The organism is Caldithrix abyssi DSM 13497, assembly GCF_001886815.1.
Classification (GTDB): domain Bacteria; phylum Calditrichota; class Calditrichia; order Calditrichales; family Calditrichaceae; genus Caldithrix; species Caldithrix abyssi.
Genome location: NZ_CP018099.1, coordinates 133199 through 150537 on the forward strand (window position 1 = coordinate 133199; position 17339 = coordinate 150537).

The 17339-nt window shown below is 40.7% G+C and carries 18 protein-coding genes; 10 read left to right on the forward strand and 8 right to left on the reverse strand.

Going from position 1 to position 17339, the window contains the following annotated elements; genetic code table 11:
* The first annotated feature begins 2 nt into the window (after positions 1-2).
* The 8 genes from Cabys_RS00530 (at position 3) to Cabys_RS00565 (ending at position 6620) form a co-directional block, all read left to right on the forward strand.
* Positions 3-437 (forward strand): OadG family protein, encoded by a 435-nt coding sequence (locus Cabys_RS00530; RefSeq protein WP_006927480.1) that lies wholly within the window; start codon positions 3-5, stop codon positions 435-437.
* A complete protein-coding gene (locus Cabys_RS00535) occupies positions 434-913 on the forward strand; it encodes a biotin/lipoyl-containing protein (protein ID WP_006927479.1) in 480 nt (159 codons plus the stop codon). Before Cabys_RS00530 ends, Cabys_RS00535 begins: the two co-directional genes overlap by 4 nt.
* 3 nt (positions 914-916) lie before the next feature.
* Complete coding sequence (locus Cabys_RS00540; protein ID WP_006927478.1) at positions 917-2062, forward strand: sodium ion-translocating decarboxylase subunit beta; 1146 nt, start codon at positions 917-919, stop codon at positions 2060-2062.
* 349 nt (positions 2063-2411) lie between these two features.
* Positions 2412-3611, forward strand: a complete 1200-nt coding sequence (locus Cabys_RS00545) for a pyridoxal phosphate-dependent aminotransferase (protein ID WP_006927477.1) — start codon at positions 2412-2414, stop codon at positions 3609-3611.
* Between the two features lie 56 nt (positions 3612-3667).
* Entirely contained in the window at positions 3668-4189 is a 522-nt protein-coding gene (gene cyaB, locus Cabys_RS00550; RefSeq protein ID WP_006927476.1) for a class IV adenylate cyclase, read from the forward strand.
* A gap of 22 nt (positions 4190-4211) precedes the next feature.
* Positions 4212-4661, forward strand: coding sequence for a tellurite resistance TerB family protein (locus Cabys_RS00555; RefSeq protein WP_006927475.1), 450 nt, complete (start codon positions 4212-4214; stop codon positions 4659-4661).
* Positions 4662-4707: 46 nt separating this feature from the next.
* Positions 4708-5082, forward strand: coding sequence for a DUF1841 family protein (locus Cabys_RS00560; RefSeq protein WP_006927473.1), 375 nt, complete (start codon positions 4708-4710; stop codon positions 5080-5082).
* A gap of 302 nt (positions 5083-5384) precedes the next feature.
* Complete coding sequence (locus Cabys_RS00565; protein ID WP_006927470.1) at positions 5385-6620, forward strand: alkaline phosphatase family protein; 1236 nt, start codon at positions 5385-5387, stop codon at positions 6618-6620.
* Between the two features lie 92 nt (positions 6621-6712).
* On the opposite strand, the gene Cabys_RS00570 is transcribed toward Cabys_RS00565, so the two are convergent.
* The 3 genes from Cabys_RS00570 to Cabys_RS00580 all read right to left on the reverse strand — a co-directional run bounded on the left by Cabys_RS00570 (position 6713) and on the right by Cabys_RS00580 (position 10841).
* Positions 6713-7081, reverse strand: coding sequence for a carboxymuconolactone decarboxylase family protein (locus tag Cabys_RS00570; RefSeq protein ID WP_006927464.1), 369 nt, complete (start codon positions 7079-7081; stop codon positions 6713-6715).
* The gene (locus tag Cabys_RS00575; RefSeq protein WP_006927463.1) at positions 7059-8438 is read right to left on the reverse strand and encodes an MATE family efflux transporter; all 1380 of its coding nucleotides are present in this window, start codon (positions 8436-8438) and stop codon (positions 7059-7061) included. Before Cabys_RS00575 ends, Cabys_RS00570 begins: the two co-directional genes overlap by 23 nt.
* 606 nt (positions 8439-9044) lie before the next feature.
* Entirely contained in the window at positions 9045-10841 is a 1797-nt protein-coding gene (locus Cabys_RS00580; RefSeq protein ID WP_071961244.1) for an IS1634 family transposase, read from the reverse strand.
* A gap of 231 nt (positions 10842-11072) precedes the next feature.
* Between Cabys_RS00580 and Cabys_RS00585 the strand changes: the two genes are divergently transcribed.
* Both Cabys_RS00585 and Cabys_RS00590 read left to right on the forward strand, forming a co-directional pair.
* Positions 11073-11312 (forward strand): AAA family ATPase, encoded by a 240-nt coding sequence (locus Cabys_RS00585; RefSeq protein ID WP_071777810.1) that lies wholly within the window; start codon positions 11073-11075, stop codon positions 11310-11312.
* Positions 11313-11658: 346 nt separating this feature from the next.
* Positions 11659-12969, forward strand: a complete 1311-nt coding sequence (locus Cabys_RS00590; protein ID WP_006927461.1) for an IS1380 family transposase — start codon at positions 11659-11661, stop codon at positions 12967-12969.
* 235 nt (positions 12970-13204) lie between these two features.
* On the opposite strand, the gene Cabys_RS00595 is transcribed toward Cabys_RS00590, so the two are convergent.
* From Cabys_RS00595 to Cabys_RS00610, 5 genes are all read right to left on the reverse strand, one after another.
* Positions 13205-13648: a hypothetical protein gene (locus Cabys_RS00595; RefSeq protein ID WP_006927459.1), complete on the reverse strand. Its 444-nt coding sequence runs from the start codon at positions 13646-13648 to the stop codon at positions 13205-13207.
* 9 nt (positions 13649-13657) lie between these two features.
* Positions 13658-14926, reverse strand: a complete 1269-nt coding sequence (locus tag Cabys_RS00600; RefSeq protein ID WP_006927458.1) for a WD40/YVTN/BNR-like repeat-containing protein — start codon at positions 14924-14926, stop codon at positions 13658-13660.
* Positions 14927-14935: 9 nt separating this feature from the next.
* The gene (locus Cabys_RS20555) at positions 14936-15067 is read right to left on the reverse strand and encodes a hypothetical protein (RefSeq protein ID WP_257786500.1); all 132 of its coding nucleotides are present in this window, start codon (positions 15065-15067) and stop codon (positions 14936-14938) included.
* Positions 15068-15074: 7 nt separating this feature from the next.
* Positions 15075-16028: a CsgG/HfaB family protein gene (locus tag Cabys_RS00605; RefSeq protein ID WP_044281010.1), complete on the reverse strand. Its 954-nt coding sequence runs from the start codon at positions 16026-16028 to the stop codon at positions 15075-15077.
* A 525-nt stretch (positions 16029-16553) separates the two neighbouring features.
* Entirely contained in the window at positions 16554-17336 is a 783-nt protein-coding gene (locus Cabys_RS00610; protein WP_006927456.1) for a LamG domain-containing protein, read from the reverse strand.
* Positions 17337-17339 lie beyond the last annotated feature (3 nt).

Below are 17339 nucleotides of genomic sequence, written 5' to 3' on the forward strand. Positions count from 1 at the left end.
CAATGAATGCGGATAGTTTAAAAACAGTAGCCGATACGCTATTCCAGGCCAAAGCAAGTTCCGCCGCCTGGGGCTGGGCAAATGTGACGGCCAATCACGGCCTTTCTATCACCTGGAGCGGCCTGCTGGTCGTTTTTTTGGGATTGAGCCTTATCGCTCTGACCATTTCGGCTTTTAACGGCGTTTCGCTTCTGGCGCAAAAATGGAAGGCGCTAAAAGAAGAAAAAGAGGACGCGGTGGTTAAACAGCCGGCGACCGACGGGCCAACCATTCCCGAAGATCATTTGATTGCGATTACCACGGCTGTGGAATTGTACAGAAGGCTGCATCTGGATCCGATTCGCACCAAAGTAACCTTTGTGCGCGGAGAGATGCACACGCCATGGAAAACAGGATTTAAATATGGACAACGTATTGTACCGGGGAAAAAATCATGAACGAAAAAGAAATAACTCTGGAAATAAACGGTAGAGAATACCGCGTAAAAATCCACCGCTTTTCTGCAGATGTTGCGGAGATCAGCGTGGACGACCAAATGTACCGCGTGGGGCTAAAAGACTTAGGCGTGGAAGAGGTGGCTTATGTTAAGCCAACGCCTGCGCCGCGTGGCCCGCAGGCAACAGCGCCCAAAACATCGCTAACCGCCAAACCGGAACCGGCTCTCCATCGGCCGGCGGTTGTTTCGGATGGCAGCGCCATTAAATCGCCGCTGCCTGGCCTGATTTTAAAAATACTGGTCAAAGAAGGCGATATCGTTAAAGCCGGCCAGCCGGTGATGATCATCGAAGCCATGAAGATGGAGAATGAAGTCAATGCAACAGCGGATGGCATGGTGATCGATATTCGCTACAAGGAAGGCGATTCGGTTAATCAGGGCGATACCTTGATTCTGCTAAAACCGGTGGAGGCTTAGGCTATGCACATTCTGGAAAAAATGGTAATGAATACGGGCTTTGCCAATCTCACGGCAGGCAATATTGTGATGATTGTGGTTGGGTGTATTGCCATTTACCTGGCCATTGTTAAAAAATATGAACCGCTTTTACTGCTGCCCATTGGCTTTGGCGTTATTGTGGGAAATATCCCTTATAACCCGGCTCTGCCGCTGGGCGTTTACGACACGGTGGCCAATGGGGCCAGCCAGAACAGCGTGTTAAGTTACATTTACTGGGGCGTTCAGTCCGGCGTTTTACCGCCCATGATATTTTTAGGAATTGGCGCTCTTACCGACTTCTCATCTTTGATTTCCAGTCCTAAATCCGTGTTATTGGGCGCGGCAGCCCAGATAGGTATTTTCGGGACCTTTGTGGGCGCTCTGTTTTTAGGATTCGATGCTCTGGAATCGGCGTCTATTGGTATCATTGGCGGCGCGGACGGGCCAACATCCATTTTTCTCTCTTCTCAATTGGCGCCTCATTTGTTAGGCCCTATCGCCATTGCAGCTTATTCGTACATGGCTCTGGTGCCGGTCATTCAGCCGCCTATTATGAAATTATTGATCACCGAGAAAGAGGCGCGTATCCGCATGAAAGCGCCGCGTGCGGTTTCTAAGACGGAAAAAATTCTCTTTCCTATTGTTACGGTTATTGTGGCGGCTTTAATAGCGCCGGGTTCGCTGACCCTGGTGGGCATGTTAATGCTGGGCAACCTGTTAAAAGAAAGCGGTGTAACCGATCGGCTGGCGCGCTCGGTGGGCAACGCGCTGCTGGATATTTGTACGGTGCTGCTGTCTTTTGCAGTAGGGGCAAGCACCCAGGCCAGCGTGTTTTTAACGCCCAAATCGCTGGGCATTTTTGCTCTGGGATTGACCTCATTCATGATTGCCACGGCAGGCGGTTTGCTGTTTGCCAAGTTTATGAATCTGTTTTTAAAAGAGAAGATCAATCCGTTAATCGGAGCGGCCGGGGTTTCTGCCGTGCCCGATTCGGCGCGCGTGGTGCAGCATTACGCTTTGAAGTACGACAAAGACAACCATTTGCTCATGCACGCCATGGCGCCCAATGTTTCGGGCGTAATTGGTTCGGCCATTGCCGCCGGCGTATTTATTGCGCTGTTTCAGTAGAGCGAGGCGAAAAAACGGGGCTTGAAGCGCAAAAAGCAATGGCCAAACAATAAAGGTTTAATATCTCAACCTCCTGAATGCCAGCCTGAACAATTCCGATCTTTTCCTGTGTAAAAGATCGGAATTGTTTGGGTAGAGGAGGGTTGCGCCGCTGTGCGTGTTGATGCAAAAGGCCATCTTTTGATGAATCGGAATTTGGAATGTCAGGCCTAACTATTCAACAAACCAACTCTTAAATTATCTTCCCTGTTAATAACCAAAGCTGCCCCGCTGTTTGCCAGTTGCTTAAATTTGAACGAATTCGTAAATTCTTTTTTTCACCAGAAAAAATCTGAGAGAGGAATTTGAAATGAAAATTTTATCCAATCGCGGTCAGGCAATGCCACCTTCGCCCATTCGTAAGCTGGCGCCGTTCGCCGATCAGGCCAAAGAACGCGGCCTTCACGTGTACCATCTGAATATCGGACAGCCTGACATCAAAACCCCGGAAACCTTTTTACAATCCATTAAAAATTTTAACCAGCCGGTTTTAGCTTATGGCCCTTCGGCCGGTTTACCTTCTTTGCGGAAAAAGTTAGCAGAGTATTACAATCGGTTCGACATTAACGTAACTTACGAAAACATTCTGGTTACCACCGGCGGCAGCGAGGCCATTATCTTTGCCATGATGGCCATTTGTGATCCGGGCGATGAAATCATCGTTCCTGAGCCCTTTTACACCAACTACAACGGTTTTGCCGTGGAAGCCGGGGTAAAGATTGTGCCCATCACCTCGAAAATCGAAGATGATTTCCAGCTGCCGCCCATTGAATCCATTGCCGAAAAGATCACCGATCGCACGCGCGGTATTTTGATCTGTAATCCGAACAATCCCACCGGCTACGTTTATTCGCGCCAGGAACTGGAAAATCTGAGAGAGATCGTATTAAAGCACGACCTGTTTTTACTTTCCGACGAAGTTTACCGGGAATTTGTTTACGATGGTTTAACCCACACCTCCATCTTGCAGCTGGAAGGCATCGAGGATCGTACGATCATGATGGACAGCGTTTCCAAACGCTATTCGGCCTGTGGGGCGCGGATCGGGATGATCGTCTCTAAAAATCAGGAAGTGATTGAGGCCTGTCTGCGTTTTGGTCAGGCGCGACTTTGTCCGCCCACCATTGAACAAATTGGCACGGAAGCCGGTATCGATACCCCGCAGGAATACCTTGACGAAGTGATTGCCGAGTACAACGAACGGCGTAACGTGATGGTAAATATGCTGCGTCAAATGCCCGGCGTGGTGGCGCCCATGCCTAAAGGCGCGTTTTACCTGGTGGTAAAATTACCGGTGGATGACGCCGATAAATTTGCTCAATGGCTGTTGACCGATTTTAATGTGGACAACGAAACCGTAATGATTGCCCCGGCCAACGGTTTTTACTCAACCCCGGGACTGGGAAAGGACGAAGTGCGTATTGCCTATGTGCTTAACGTGGATGACATTAAAAAATCCATGAACATTCTGGCCCGTGGTTTGCAAGCGTACCCGGGCAGAACAATTTAAATGCAATGAAAAGGTCGGAGCGTTTCTGTTCCGGCCTTTTTCAATGGGACCTGACAATGAGCAAAAATATTGAGATTAAAGCCCATTTTGATGATCTTGAAGAAGGGCGACGAAAGGCGCAGGCGATCGGAGCCAGGTTTTTCGGAAAAGATCATCAGGTGGACACCTATTTTAACGTAGAACGCGGTCGGTTAAAATTGCGCGCTTCTTCGCTTTCCGGGAATTTTTTAATCCCCTATTTTCGTCCTGATAAATATACCGCCAGAGAAGCCGATTATCTTTTACTGCCGGTTAAAGATTCCGCTTCTGCCAGGGATTTGCTGAGCCGCATGTTTGGTATATGGCTGGTGGTGGAAAAAGAAAGAGAGATTTATCTTTGGGAAAATGTACGCATTCATCTGGATCGCGTAAAAGGTCTCGGAAACTTTTTAGAATTTGAAGCCGTTGTAGATGATGAACATTCGATCGAAACCTGTCAGGAACAGGTGCAATGGTTTCTTAAACACTTTGAAATAGACAGGTCTAATTTGATCGGGGAATCCTATTCGGATTTGCTACAAAAGCAGGCGGAAAAATAATTAAGGAAGGTAGCGCGGCGCAATGATAAAATTTCTTGAGAAACTTATTTCAAAAGAGGCTCATTCAAAAGATATCGATGAACAGGATTTAAAGGTGGCCACGGCCGGTTTGTTCATCGAAATGGTTTACGCCGACTTCGACGTCCATCCCGAAGAAGAGAAGCAGCTTTTCAAGGCGCTACATACTTTGTTCAACCTCTCTGGCACAGAAGTTCAGCAATTAATCGATGAAGCCAGAGAAACGCGGGAAGAGCGGCACGACATCTGGCGTTTTGCCTCGGTGTTGAAAGACCATTTGAGCCGGGAACAGCGGTTAAAAATTTTGACCAATCTCTGGCAGATTGTTTATGCCGACGGACGAATCGATAAATACGAAGACGCGCTGATGCGTAAGATTACCAATCTTTTGGGGTTGGATCATTCGGACATGATCGAGACGAAATTGGCGGTTAAAAATCGCTTTGAAGAATAAAAGCAAAAACGCTATTAGAAGTCATAAATTTAAAAAGGGATGAGCGATGGAGTATAACCCATTAGTAGCCCCGCATCCGGAGGAGTGGCTTGAACTGGATGAAATGGAAAGAAACACCCTGGTGCGGGAGTATCATGAACGGGCCGGCGTTAAATTGCCGGATCAGACCATGCACGCAACCTTTCATGTTATTGTTGAAAATCAACTGGCCGAAGGTTTGCCAGATGTGGTCGAAGCGCTGGAGAGATTGCAAAACGAGGGCCTGGATCGACACGAAGCCATTCATGCCATTGGGTCGGTTCTCCTGGAGCATATATGGAAAACGGTCCATGCTCCGGATGAATTTACAGAGACGGAGTCCTATTTAAAAGCGCTGAGAAAGCTAACAAAAAAATCCTGGCTTAAAAAAATGAAAAAATAGTTAGTAAACAGCGCCATGCCGTCCGTTTAAAGGTTGTAAGTTATCCGGAAAGAATGAAGAAGTTTTTGTCTGATTACCGGTTGACGATTCATTCGTACATGTTTTGTCGTCTTTGCATTGAGCAAAGCGGCAAGTCGTTCTTTGCTTTTTTATGAATCAGTTCGCTTTCAAAAACGTAGTTCGGCATTTCGAATGAAGAGAGAAATCTTACTTTTAAAGGATTTTGTTACTGAAACAGTAAAAAAATCTCAAATTTAAAGTGAACTCATAAATTTTATTCTATTTTTGCGAAAGGAAATTTTGTGAAGCGTTTAGCTCAAATCGTCGTTTTAATTTTAGTTGTTCTGTCAATCGGAACGGCTCAAAATCCAGACTACAAGCCCTATGTTTTAATCGTCTCATTTGACGGTTTTCGCTGGGATTATTTAGATCGTGGTATTACGCCCAACTTACAAAAGATGGCCGATGAAGGCGTACGGGCCATTACTTTTGAACCGGCTTTCCCTTCCAAAACCTTTCCCAATCATTACACCATTGTTACCGGACTTTATCCGGTGAATCATGGATTGATCAACAACAGCTTTTTCGATCCGTTTACCAAACAGAGATACCGCCTGGGCGATACCTCGGCTGTACGCAACGCCTACTGGTACCGGGGAGAGGCTTTGTGGGAAACGGCCAGACGTCAGGGCGTGTTAAGCGCCAGTTTTTTCTGGCCGGGCTCCGAAGTTCATCTTTCTTATCGGCATCCGAACTATTTTAAACGATATGACGGCTCCATTCCGCATATTGAAAGGATTAATGGCGTTATTGACTGGTTACAACTTCCGGAAGAAAAACGACCGCAGCTTTTGTTTTTGTATTTTAGCGATACGGATACCTATGGCCATCGCTACGGCCCGGAATCAGAAAAGATCAACGAAGCCATTAGCCTGGTGGACCGCTATCTCGGCGTTTTACGCAGTAAATTGGATTCGATTGGCATGAAGGACAAAGTAAATCTCATCGTTTTATCGGATCATGGCATGACGCAACTGCGGCCGGACGGTCAGATTCTTTTGTACAAACTGTTGAAGGACCAGGCGGTTCGCGTGGATGGTTACGGACCGCTGGTACAAATTTTTACCAGATCGCCTGAAGCAAAGGAAGAGATTTTTCAGCGGTTGAATCAAAATCGCATGAATTTCTCAGTTTACAAAAAAGAAGATTTACCAGACTATTTTCATTATAAAAACAGTCCATTTGTTGGCGACATCGTTGCGGTAGCGCATCTTGGTTACACATTTGTGCGTAGCCCTGAAGAGCTGGAAAAAGTACGCCGCCATCCTTCAAAGGGCAATCACGGTTACGACAATCACACGCTGGATATGCAGGGTATTTTTGTGGCCGCCGGCCCGGCCTTTAAAACGGCCTACGCCTGCCAGACATTACACAACGTCGATGTTTACCCGCTGGTTTGTAAAATTCTGGGCATTGTGCCAAACGGTAAAATTGACGGCAAGTTAGAGCGCATCGAGTTTATTTTAAAGGACCATTGAGCCGGACGGATGCTCGCTTTTTTTGAAGCGGTGAAAATTTTGCTCCTTCCGGCCATATTGGGTTTTGGTCGGCAAAACATCGCCGTTTCTAATCAATCCTCTGGCGCGTTTTCTGCCATTGTTTGCAATTCTTCCAGAACTTCAAAAGCATAGCGTAAATGCGGAATCACAATGGAGCCGCCGATGATCAGCGCAATGTTCATGGCCTCGTACAATTCTTCCTTTGTTGCCCCTTCCGACACGCAGCGATCCAGATGGTAAAAGATGCAGTCATTACAACGCAAGACCATGCTGCCCACCAGTCCCATCAACTCTTTGTATTTAACCGGAATGGCGCCCTGCAGATAGGCTTTGTTGTCCAGCGCAAAGAACTTTTTAAAATCATTAAAACCGCTGTTCAGAATTTTATCGTTCATATCCAGGCGGTACTTCCGTGTTTTAACGATTTTGCTCGATTTCATGATTAACCTCCCTTTGTAATTTTCTTTTCCAGATTCCCGTGGCAAATAAGACAGCGTTTAAAAAGCCTTTTAATCCGGTGGTTATGGCAATGGCCCACCAGATGCCATTGGCGCCCAGCCCCATGTTTACGGCCAGCAAATAAGCCAGCGGAATGCGCGCGGCCGTAATGGGCACGCTGACCAGCATTACCGGCAGGGTGTAACCGGCGCCGCTAAACGCTCCCTCCATGATCACTTCCAGCGCGAGAAAGATTTCGAACAGGGCAATGATGCGCAAATAGTCTGTTCCTATTTTTTGCACGAGCGGGTCCTGGGTAAAAACACCCATCAAAACATCGGGGAAAAAATAGTAAATGGCCGAAACAATCAGCAAAATGGCAACGCCGTAACCGTTTACCAGCCAGGCTGCTTTTGCCGCCTGTTTAATGCGTCCTGCCCCTACATTTTGCCCCACTAAAGTTGAAGCGGCAACCGAAAAGCCCACACAGGCAAACCAGGCAATGCCTTCGATGCGGTGGCCGATGCCGATGGCCGCGATGGCTTCCATGCCAAATTGAGCAATGATGCGTGTCAAAACAACGTAAATAATACTGAAAAAGAAACCGCCAAAGGCCACCGGCGCGCCAATAGCCATCAGTTTTTTCATCAATGCGCGGTCGATTATCAGGCGCCGGTTGAACGTCGGCAGGTAATGCTTGCGTTTTAAAAGCCACCACAATCCTACCACCGCTGCCAGTTCGCTAACAACGGTGGCAAACGCCGCGCCGCCTATGCCCATTTCCGGAAAAATCCACCAGCCAAAAATAAAAAAGGGATCGGCAATGGCGTTTAAGGTTAGGCCAAAGGCTAAAACGATCATCGGCGTCTTTGTATCTCCCAGGCCGCGAAAAACAGCTTCGAACGCCGTAAACCAGAAAATGAAAATCATGCCGCTTAAAATGATGGACATGTATTGGCGCGCTAATGATAGAACGCGGGCGTCAAAACCCATCAGGCGGTAGAGGTCGTTTTGAAAAAGGTAAACCAATCCGCCGGCAAAAACAACGGTTAAGGTGTTTAAAATCAGGCCCTGTCCGGCGGCAACGCGTCCCTCTTCCGCCTTTTGTGCGCCGATATTTTGGGCTACCAGAGCGGCGATGCCGTTAACGCTAAGCGCGGTTAAGGAAAAAATGGCCCACAAAATAAAAGCGCAACCGCCGATGGCCGCCAGCGCGTCGGCGCCTAACCTGCCCACCCAGTAAGCGTCAATCAGCTGAAACAGTGTTTCCAGCACCGAGGAAATCATGCCCGGCAGGGAAAGGCGAAAAATCGTGCCGTGAATATTTCGGTAAATAATCGGTTGAAAATCGTTTTTCATGCTTCCGCTTTTCCGACCGTTCGTTGCTACTAAAATCTACAAAAAAAGTGGAAATGGTACACAGGGTAATTTAGGGGCGGGATTTGAAATTTTTGTGTCGTCAAAATGGTTGAATAGTTAGTCTGTTATTTCAAATTTGTTTCTGCAAATGTGGTGAATTTTTACCACCGTTTACGTAGGGACGTATGATTTCCAAGAACAATTCAGCGCTGGTAAACATTAATCATTAGTCATATAAAAAAAGCGCTCTGGATAAAGTGGGGATAGAAATCCTTCGCCCTTACAAGTACGGTCATTTCTGAGTTTTTGTCTGGGAGTGAAGGTGCAGGGGACGAAGGCGATTATAGGAAACAAGAAGCCAATTTTAATTTAAAACATTCTTTCTGCGCTTTGTGACTTTTTTGAGCTCTTTGCGGTTTATTTTTAGTTGTGGTTGCGCTGCTCTGGATCAAAAAACGTTCAATTTGAATCCAGTAAAAAAAATGACTAAATTAAACCGCATCTTAAAATAGTGCATACTTTTTTAAGATAGCCCATCTTGAACACTAAAACGATTTAAGTTATTTAAAAACAACATGTCGTTCTTTTTTATTACCACTACAATATTTAAATTCTTATCTTTTTCATACCTAATGGCTTGGGCTTGATCTTAAATGCCTGCGCCATTAAATAATGAATCGCCTCCGGTTCGGTCGTATCTCTTATAACTAATAAATCTCCTTTCTGAGTTTTCATCTCCACGCTTACTCGCTGCTGTACGGAAAGTAATTCACGAATGGTTGTCCAGCGATGATAAACGCCTGCATCATGTAATTGTTTTTGAAGACTTATCAATACATGAAAGGCTAAAATCGAAATGAAAATATGCCCTTCAATGCGTTTATCCTTCTGGTGAAAATTAGGCCTTAAGCCTAATTCACTCTTCAACGAGCGAAATCCATCCTCCACATCCGTTAAACTGATGTAGAGCTGCCAAATCTCACGATCCGTTAAATCCAGACGACTCGTCCGTAAATAATACGTGCCGGAAAATCGATCATCCATCTTTTGCTCATCTTTTATCTTCCAGCTGATCTCTGTCACGATACCATTGTGATGCTTAACCGTAATATCATAAAAATAGGCCACTTTTGCATGGCGTTCCTTTATACGGCCAATGCGTTCTAAAACCTTGGGATATTTCTTCGTGCCTCGTTTCTTGTGCAAACTCTCCGCCGCATATTTCAACCCCGCCTCAAAGCGCTGCTGATGAAATTGTCGAATGGCTTCCTCTTTCTTTTGCCTTGAGGCGCTGCGACAGTATAAATAAAGCTCTTTATCCTTACGGTAAAGATAGGCTTCCACTTTATGGCGTTGATCGTGATTAATCTCTTTAAAAGCATTTTCTTCGATCTCGATTTCCGGTTTACTGCGTGAGACAACCAGATAGTCGTGTCCACGCTTTGTGATCAGTTGCAAGTTCTCTTCTGTGGCAATCCCGGCATCTAAAATAATCAATTTCCTGACTTTGCCGCCTATCGTATCCAGAATTTTAGACAAAGTCTCTGGTTCGGAAACATTGCCAGAGAAAAGACGACTCTCCTTGGGGAATCCATCCTCATCCAATACCAGGCCTAAAGTAACCAGGGGCATATCGTGACGCTTATCTTTACTACGTCCGCGAGCCTTGAGTTCACTGGTACGGCTACTCTCAAAATACGTATTGGTTAAATCGTACAGGATGATCTTTTCCTGCAAGGAAAATAACAGACGCTCTTGCTCTACTAAACCATTCTCGATTTTGTCCTTATGTTCTAATAATTGATCCGTAATTCGATAAAGTTTATTGTGAGAAAGTCTTGAAAGGTCTAACTCTAAAAGCTCATCGATGGCGCTTTGCTTTTTGACCCAGCGTAAGGTCGCCCATTCGCTTGAGGGGTGCACCAGGCGCCCAACGATCAACAGTTCGGCCAGTTTAATATCCTTCTCCTTAAAGCCCAGCTTTTTTAAAAGTTCATTGAACTTAAGCTTTCTTAACATCATCAAACTGATGTATTCGCCTCCTATACTGCGAGCATCTCTGAATTTGACAGAGCCCGTAAAAATGGTCTCGGTTTCCTGTGGGCTTTCTTTTTTTTCTACCTTTTCTTGTTTTAGTTTGTTTTGAATTAAAAGCGAGGCATAGCGCTGGGCTAATTGTTCAATTTGCTCATCCACTTCGATCAGTGAAGTTTGTCCGCTTATGATCTCTTCGATGCGATTGGCAAGTGTTTTCCATTGGTCTTTAGGAATGGTAAGCTTGCCCAGGTTGAGCAATTTTCTTTGTCTTGGGCCTTTTTCAGTACGATAGGATTCGACCAATTGATGGTAAACGAAGGTTTTATCGTACCCTTTATTCTTTTTTGTGACTTCTTTAATAAACATGTTCAAATATAATCATATCAGTCAATTAAGTCAAGGGGGAAACCAATATAGTATGGGGCACTACAACGACATCTCGAAAACTCGATCCAAAAAAACCAATAACTTACAAAAACCGAAGGTGGAAATTTGGTGATTTGGGCTTAAATTTTGTTCAAGATGGGATAGGGGTAAAAATGGTCAAATACATCCAGCGATATTTAGAAAAGAGCATTAAAGAAGACTTAAAAAAAAATGGTTTTCGTAGCTGGGCCACGGCAGTGCGGGAAAACCACGCTGGCTAAAAAGATTCTTGAAGAAGCAATGGGCCCAAAAGCCGATAAATTTTATCTGACCTGGGATTCTGCAGAAGATAGAGAAAAGATTGTTCGTGAACGTTTTCCGTCTGGGAAAGGTTTACTGGTTCTTGATGAAATTCATAAAAATGGGATTTTAGTCACGAGCGCCGAACGGTTTTTAGAGTCGTTAATCTGAAATGGAAACTTACTTTGCCGTTACCCACCAGTAAAGTTCATCTTTATTAGTTGAGTATTGACCGCTACAATAGAGCTAAATCCGGCGTGATCTTTCATTCCACCTGCACGTGAGGAAAGGACAAAGCTCAGGGATTAAGACCTTGCACGTACCTCCAGGAAGTTTTGGTGATCACCGATTATTATCTTGTCAACAAAATCACAGATCTTTTTGCCTGTAGATTTTTATTGAAAAATTTTAAATTTAACCTAAATTTCTAATGTAAAAAAGATGAAAGGTGCTCCAATTATTTGTAAATTAAGTTAGTTACAAAAACAAAAAAACAAAAGAAAGGAGCACCTTGTAGATGAAAATAAAAAATAATCATAAAAGTGTCAAAACTTCTTTTACAGGCGGCAATTTAACTAATTATTCCGGCTTATATCCAATTTACAAATTCATGAAAAAGTTAGGGATAGATAAACTAATAGAAACCAAACTTACCATAGAGGGAAGACATAATCAAAAATATTCATTGGCTCAAATTTTCAATATAATGATTCTTGGTTTACTCGGCGGTATGGATCGTCTTTTAAAAATCGAACATTTTAGTTTAGACCCTTTAATCCATCACTTATTTGATCTCAATGGGCATTTGGATATTGACACGATCCGATATCGTTTCAAAAAGTTCAGTTTTCGTCAGAATAATCAATTAATAGAAGTCATTGGTTTTCTGTCTAATAAGATTCATAGAAGACTTCATACAAAGCGTGATATATTGGATTTGGATTCTACGGTTCAGACGGTCTATGGCAAACAAGAAGGTGCAAAAAAAGGATTTAATCCCAGGCATAAAGGCAAACGTAGCTACCATCCCTTATTAGCTTTTCTCAACAGTACCAAAGAGTGTATTGCGGCCTGGCTTCGACCTGGGGATGCCTACACCGCCAATAATGCGGATGCCTTTTTAAAACAGGTGCTTTCTATGATAGTCAAGCAAATAAGATTTTTAATTGTCCGTGCCGATAGTGGCTTTTTTAATGACAAAGTTCTGAGCCTATTAGAAAGTTACTCCGGCCAGATTCAATATTTAGTCAAAGTCAAGTTAAAAAATCTGGAACATCTACTAAAGGACCAGGATTGGGAATCAATTCCGGAATTAGAAGGTTGGGAGATGAGCGAATTTTATTATCGTGCGCAAGGTTGGTCAAAGGCCAGACGTTTTGTAGCGTTACGTAAATTTGAGAAGATAGTAGAAAAAGACAGTTTATTTCCTTACAAACAATATACTTATTTTTGTTATGTCACCAATATAGAAGAAAGCCCGCTTTATATACATCATTTATATGGAGATCGTGGAGAGAGCGAGAACTGGATCGAGGCGGTCAAAAATCAATTATATGCTGGTATGATTTTGACCAAAGATTTTTGGGTAAATGAAACATTTTTTCTTTTAAGTGTATTGGCTTACAATATAAGTGTTTGGTTTCGGAAATTAACCGATGAGAAGGCCTGGCGCCAGGAGCCCCATAGTTTTAGACTCTGGTTTATTCAATTAGCCGGAAAGATTACCAAATCGGCCAGACAAGTACACCTAAGAATGTACAGTTCTTATTATTACAAGAGCTGGTGGTCTAAAATAGATTCAAGAATAGACGCCTTGAGTTTTACGTAAGAAATTAACAAAGATTCATAAAAATTTTGTGTCTGATTTTTTTAAAAAGAATAAAAGGGCGAGGTACGTCCAATTCAATGTTTCGTAACAGGAAAAATCGTCTAATGAAAAAGAATTGAGTAAAATAATGGCAATTTTAGGTAGATTTTTCTAAAATTTAGGGGAAATAATTCTCTTAGTAAATACAGGGCAATACTATTTTTTTGTTAAAATTTTTTACTTTAGAAATTTAGGTTTAAGTAAAACTTTTAACCTTTTCTAAATATTTAATCTTTTCGTTTTCCACTGTTTCCAGAAATTCAATAATAGCACTTCTGCTCATGGAGCTTGCTGGTAATTGAATATTTTGCCCGCCATTCGAAGAAATTATAAAAAAAGCTTTTCGAGTAATAAAATAAATAAATATGAATAAAAGAAACAGTACAAAAGCAAATATTTTCCCATCACTTTCAAGCACGAATACACCAAACATAGAAATAAATGCAAGAACTAAAAATACGGGATATGATTTTGTTTCAAGACCACAGGAAGAAACAGAGTCCAATGTTATGCTTATAAAATCTGATCCTCCCATTTTTTCATAATCATAACGTATCCGTTTATTTGTCAATGTTAAAATTTTATTATCGGATTCAAGAATAACTTGTTCGTCTGGTAAAAGATTATATTTGTGATTCATTTTATCCTCCTATCTTATCAAGATCATTTTTTTGCTTTCCACTTTATCGTTAAAGCGAATCTGATAATAATACACTCCGCTGGAGACTGGCTGTCCATAATCATTGGTACCATCCCATGTTATAGAGTAATTTCCTGGAATATATTTTTTACTCACCAATGACCGAATTTTTTGTCCTGAAAAGTTAAAAATATTTATTGTCACATAGGAAACTTTAGTAATTTTATATCTAATTACTGTAGAAGAATTAAATGGATTTGGGAAATTTTGTTTAAGTAAAAATGTGTTGATATTATTAGAAGGGCTATTTACGACGAAAGTTCCTAATGTGTCTGTGGGAATTGTTTTTAAAATTGTTTTATCACCAACAGACCAACCATGTAAGGAATCAACAAAAAAAATATCCTTCAGATAGACAGAGACTTCAATTTCTCTTATCCAACGGTATCCTCCATCTGTAGTATGAAATATTTCATTACACCCGCAGGCCCAGCCTGTTTTATGATCCATGAATAAAAAAGAAAAAATTCCACACGGCGTCATGCTTTCTAATAGAATATCCCAATTTTTGCCACCATCTTTTGTTTGGAGGAAGGCAGCGCTATTTCCTGTAACGCACCATCCCAACTTATTATTTAAAAAATCTATCACTAAAACTGGCCAATCAATTGGAATTTTTTGATTTATCCAATTATTACCACCATCTACCGATTTATATATATTCCCTTCAGAACAACACACCCAGCCTGTATCTTCTGAAACAAAATCAAAAGAAAAAATTTTTTTATTAGAACCAATTTTTTTTACTTCCCAATCTTCTCCACCATTATTTGTATAAAAAATAGTGTCTCTTGCCATGTTATATATCATCCAACCAGAATTTGAATCAAGAAATTGGCATCTTTTAAGGTATACATTATAAGGTAACCTGATCCGTTTCCAGTTAATTCCTCTGTTTATAGTTTTTAAAACTATTCCTTTATTATAAATCATATCATGTCCGATAGCCCAACCATTATTTTCATCAATAAAATAGATATCATTTAAAACGCCATTTATGAAATCAACCAAAATCCAAGTGTATCCACCATCAAATGTTTTAAAAATTTTACCTGTTTGGTTTTCATTACCAACAATCCAACCGCTTGCTGTATCAGCAAAAAATACAGCTTGAACATCAATGTCTATTTCTCTAATTTTTATCCATTTATATGAAGAATAAACTTTAATAAACATTAACAAAACTAATAATACAATGTATTGAATTTCTTTGTTCATAAAAATTTATTAATTTATATTATAAGATTTTAAATAATATTCTGTATCATAATACCAGTTACCATTTTCATCATCTTCTATTCTTTTGCTTGCTATCCACTCTACATTTATAGAAAAATAAGCTTCTGAATATGGTTTCAAAGATTTATCATTTATTTTTTTCTTTCTTTTTTACGTCATTAGAATAACCTATAAAAAATCCTAATACAGAGGAAGTTATGATAAGAGATGTAGCACTTACACTGTTATCCTTTTTCAATAAAGCACTACCTCCTCCAAGCACTATTCCACAAACAATCGCACCAAATATACCGTTTTTTAATCTCATCTCAGTTTCTGATTTTGCTTGAGGCGGACCGATTAGATTGTCAATGCCTAACCCCCACCTCATTTCTTCACCTCTTTCGTTAATGGGAACATAAATATATTCTTTTGGCTTTACATAATTAGGATCTATTTCTAATGCTTTACTCATGTGATACTTTAATTTTGCTTTATCTCCGGAATCATATGCCATTAAACCTTGACTAAATTCCTTGAAAGCATTAATTGAAATAGTTTCTCTTTTTCTTAATTTTGCTTTTTCTGAATCCGTTAAATCTATTGATAATTTAGATAAAATCTGTTCACTTATATTATCTTGGATGTCAAATAAAGTTTCTTCAGTACCCGTTTCCTTAATACCGACAATTATTTTTCCCGTTTCTGTTTCTATTAAACGAGCATTAACTCTGTATAACGATCCAAACTTTTGCCAATTACCTATTAAAATATATTGAGCTCCTAATAATTTCCCCGCTTTTTGTGCTGAATATTCATCAATAACTCCTGATAGATTTAGAGATATTTCTTTCATTACATCAACAATTCTATTCCTTTCAATCACATCAATTTCATCAATATTTGACAAATCTGTTATAATTGTTTCAGGGGTACCAAGAGATAACATGGCATCTACTTCTTGATATCCAGTGTTTGCATAGAAATTTAAAACTGCAATAGTTGGTTTTAACTTATATTTTTTATTTTGAGAAAATACTGGGTTAATTTGCAAATATAGCAAACAGAATATTAATACAAATATGTTTATTTTTAAAATCATTTTAGACTCCTTTAACATAATTTTTTTGCTATAGCTTTTATTTCCGAGTAAGTCTAATAACGTATATAGGCTACTCTTAATTCTTAAATAAAGAAACATCACCTCTCAATTCTTTGAATCCATTTGCATATACATAAAGTATCCTGCTAAACAACATTGTATTCGTCACTATCTTTAACTCTAAATTTTATAATTCCTAAGGAGTTTGAATATCCAGAAAAATCACCAAGTCTAACATAAGCACCAGCTATATAATCCCCATTTTCTTTATGATTTGGATCCTAACATAAATTTATTAGAAAAGGAAACAAAAAAATAAAAACTAAAAATAAGATTGATTTTGCCATTTTTGCCCTCCTTTCTAAATAATATCAAGACTTTCTCATTTTTTAACGATTTTATTTTTATATATTTTTGGGGAAATCCCCAATTTTTTAAAATTTAACTCATTAATAATAAAACTATTAAACATAAACCTCTGAATTAACCTAGACTCCTTTTGTATTCAAAAAAAGGTTCCTATTTCTACTTCCAACCGCCTTCATGATAAAGATAAAGAATCTCCGTTTCTGTCAATACTCGATTATAAATCCGTACATCGTCAATATTTCCTCTAAAAAACTTCACCAAAGAATCATTGTTATGATGAGCTGTGCCTATATAAACATCATCATTATATCTTCCATTAGGAAATTGTGTATATGGTTCTGTTTTTATTAACTCGCCATCAACATATAAATTGCATGTACTCCCATCCCAAGTTGTTACAAGATGATGCCACTTATTATCAGCTACAACGACATCGCTTGTCACTCGAACACCGTTAGGAAGATGGCCATATTGATATTCACCGGTTTCGGTTATATATAAATAAAAATAATAGGCCCCCCAATAAACATTCCCTCTAAAAATAATTGATTGGCTCGTATCGGTAATTGTTGTTTTTGTCCATACCGAAATTGTTCTAGTGTTTCCTAAATCTATTGGCGGTATTTTTATATAATCATCAATTCCGTCAAATCTATAAGACTTATCTTGTATTCCAAGTCTATTCGTATCAAGTACTGCCCCACTTACAATGCCGTTGTTGCCATTCCCACTTTCATCATTAGCATTGCCGTTGAAGGGATAGTAGGCAATCAGCCCCTGGGTTGGCGTTTCTCCTACATTAAAGGTGATGCTATCAATATCCATCAAATTGTAAGAATGCACATTCCCGTCGGTCGTGTGGATGTTTAAAGTTTGGGCTAAGCTTAAGGATGTGCTAAATAAAATAAATATGAATGAAAAAAGAAGTTTCCTGTACATTAT

Bases quoted from the DNA above. Each gene is read 5' to 3' on its own strand.
- Cabys_RS00530 (WP_006927480.1), top strand. From the start codon at position 3: ATGAATGCGGATAGTTTAAAAACAGTAGCCGATACGCTATTCCAGGCC.
- Cabys_RS00535 (WP_006927479.1), top strand. From the start codon at position 434: ATGAACGAAAAAGAAATAACTCTGGAAATAAACGGTAGAGAATACCGC.
- Cabys_RS00540 (WP_006927478.1), top strand. From the start codon at position 917: ATGCACATTCTGGAAAAAATGGTAATGAATACGGGCTTTGCCAATCTC.
- Cabys_RS00545 (WP_006927477.1), top strand. From the start codon at position 2,412: ATGAAAATTTTATCCAATCGCGGTCAGGCAATGCCACCTTCGCCCATT.
- cyaB (WP_006927476.1), top strand. From the start codon at position 3,668: ATGAGCAAAAATATTGAGATTAAAGCCCATTTTGATGATCTTGAAGAA.
- Cabys_RS00555 (WP_006927475.1), top strand. From the start codon at position 4,212: ATGATAAAATTTCTTGAGAAACTTATTTCAAAAGAGGCTCATTCAAAA.
- Cabys_RS00560 (WP_006927473.1), top strand. From the start codon at position 4,708: ATGGAGTATAACCCATTAGTAGCCCCGCATCCGGAGGAGTGGCTTGAA.
- Cabys_RS00570 (WP_006927464.1), bottom strand. From the start codon at position 7,081: ATGAAATCGAGCAAAATCGTTAAAACACGGAAGTACCGCCTGGATATG.
- Cabys_RS00575 (WP_006927463.1), bottom strand. From the start codon at position 8,438: ATGAAAAACGATTTTCAACCGATTATTTACCGAAATATTCACGGCACG.
- Cabys_RS00580 (WP_071961244.1), bottom strand. From the start codon at position 10,841: ATGTTTATTAAAGAAGTCACAAAAAAGAATAAAGGGTACGATAAAACC.
- Cabys_RS00585 (WP_071777810.1), top strand. From the start codon at position 11,073: ATGGTTTTCGTAGCTGGGCCACGGCAGTGCGGGAAAACCACGCTGGCT.
- Cabys_RS00590 (WP_006927461.1), top strand. From the start codon at position 11,659: ATGAAAATAAAAAATAATCATAAAAGTGTCAAAACTTCTTTTACAGGC.
- Cabys_RS00595 (WP_006927459.1), bottom strand. From the start codon at position 13,648: ATGAATCACAAATATAATCTTTTACCAGACGAACAAGTTATTCTTGAA.
- Cabys_RS00600 (WP_006927458.1), bottom strand. From the start codon at position 14,926: ATGAACAAAGAAATTCAATACATTGTATTATTAGTTTTGTTAATGTTT.
- Cabys_RS00605 (WP_044281010.1), bottom strand. From the start codon at position 16,028: ATGATTTTAAAAATAAACATATTTGTATTAATATTCTGTTTGCTATAT.
- Cabys_RS00610 (WP_006927456.1), bottom strand. From the start codon at position 17,336: ATGTACAGGAAACTTCTTTTTTCATTCATATTTATTTTATTTAGCACA.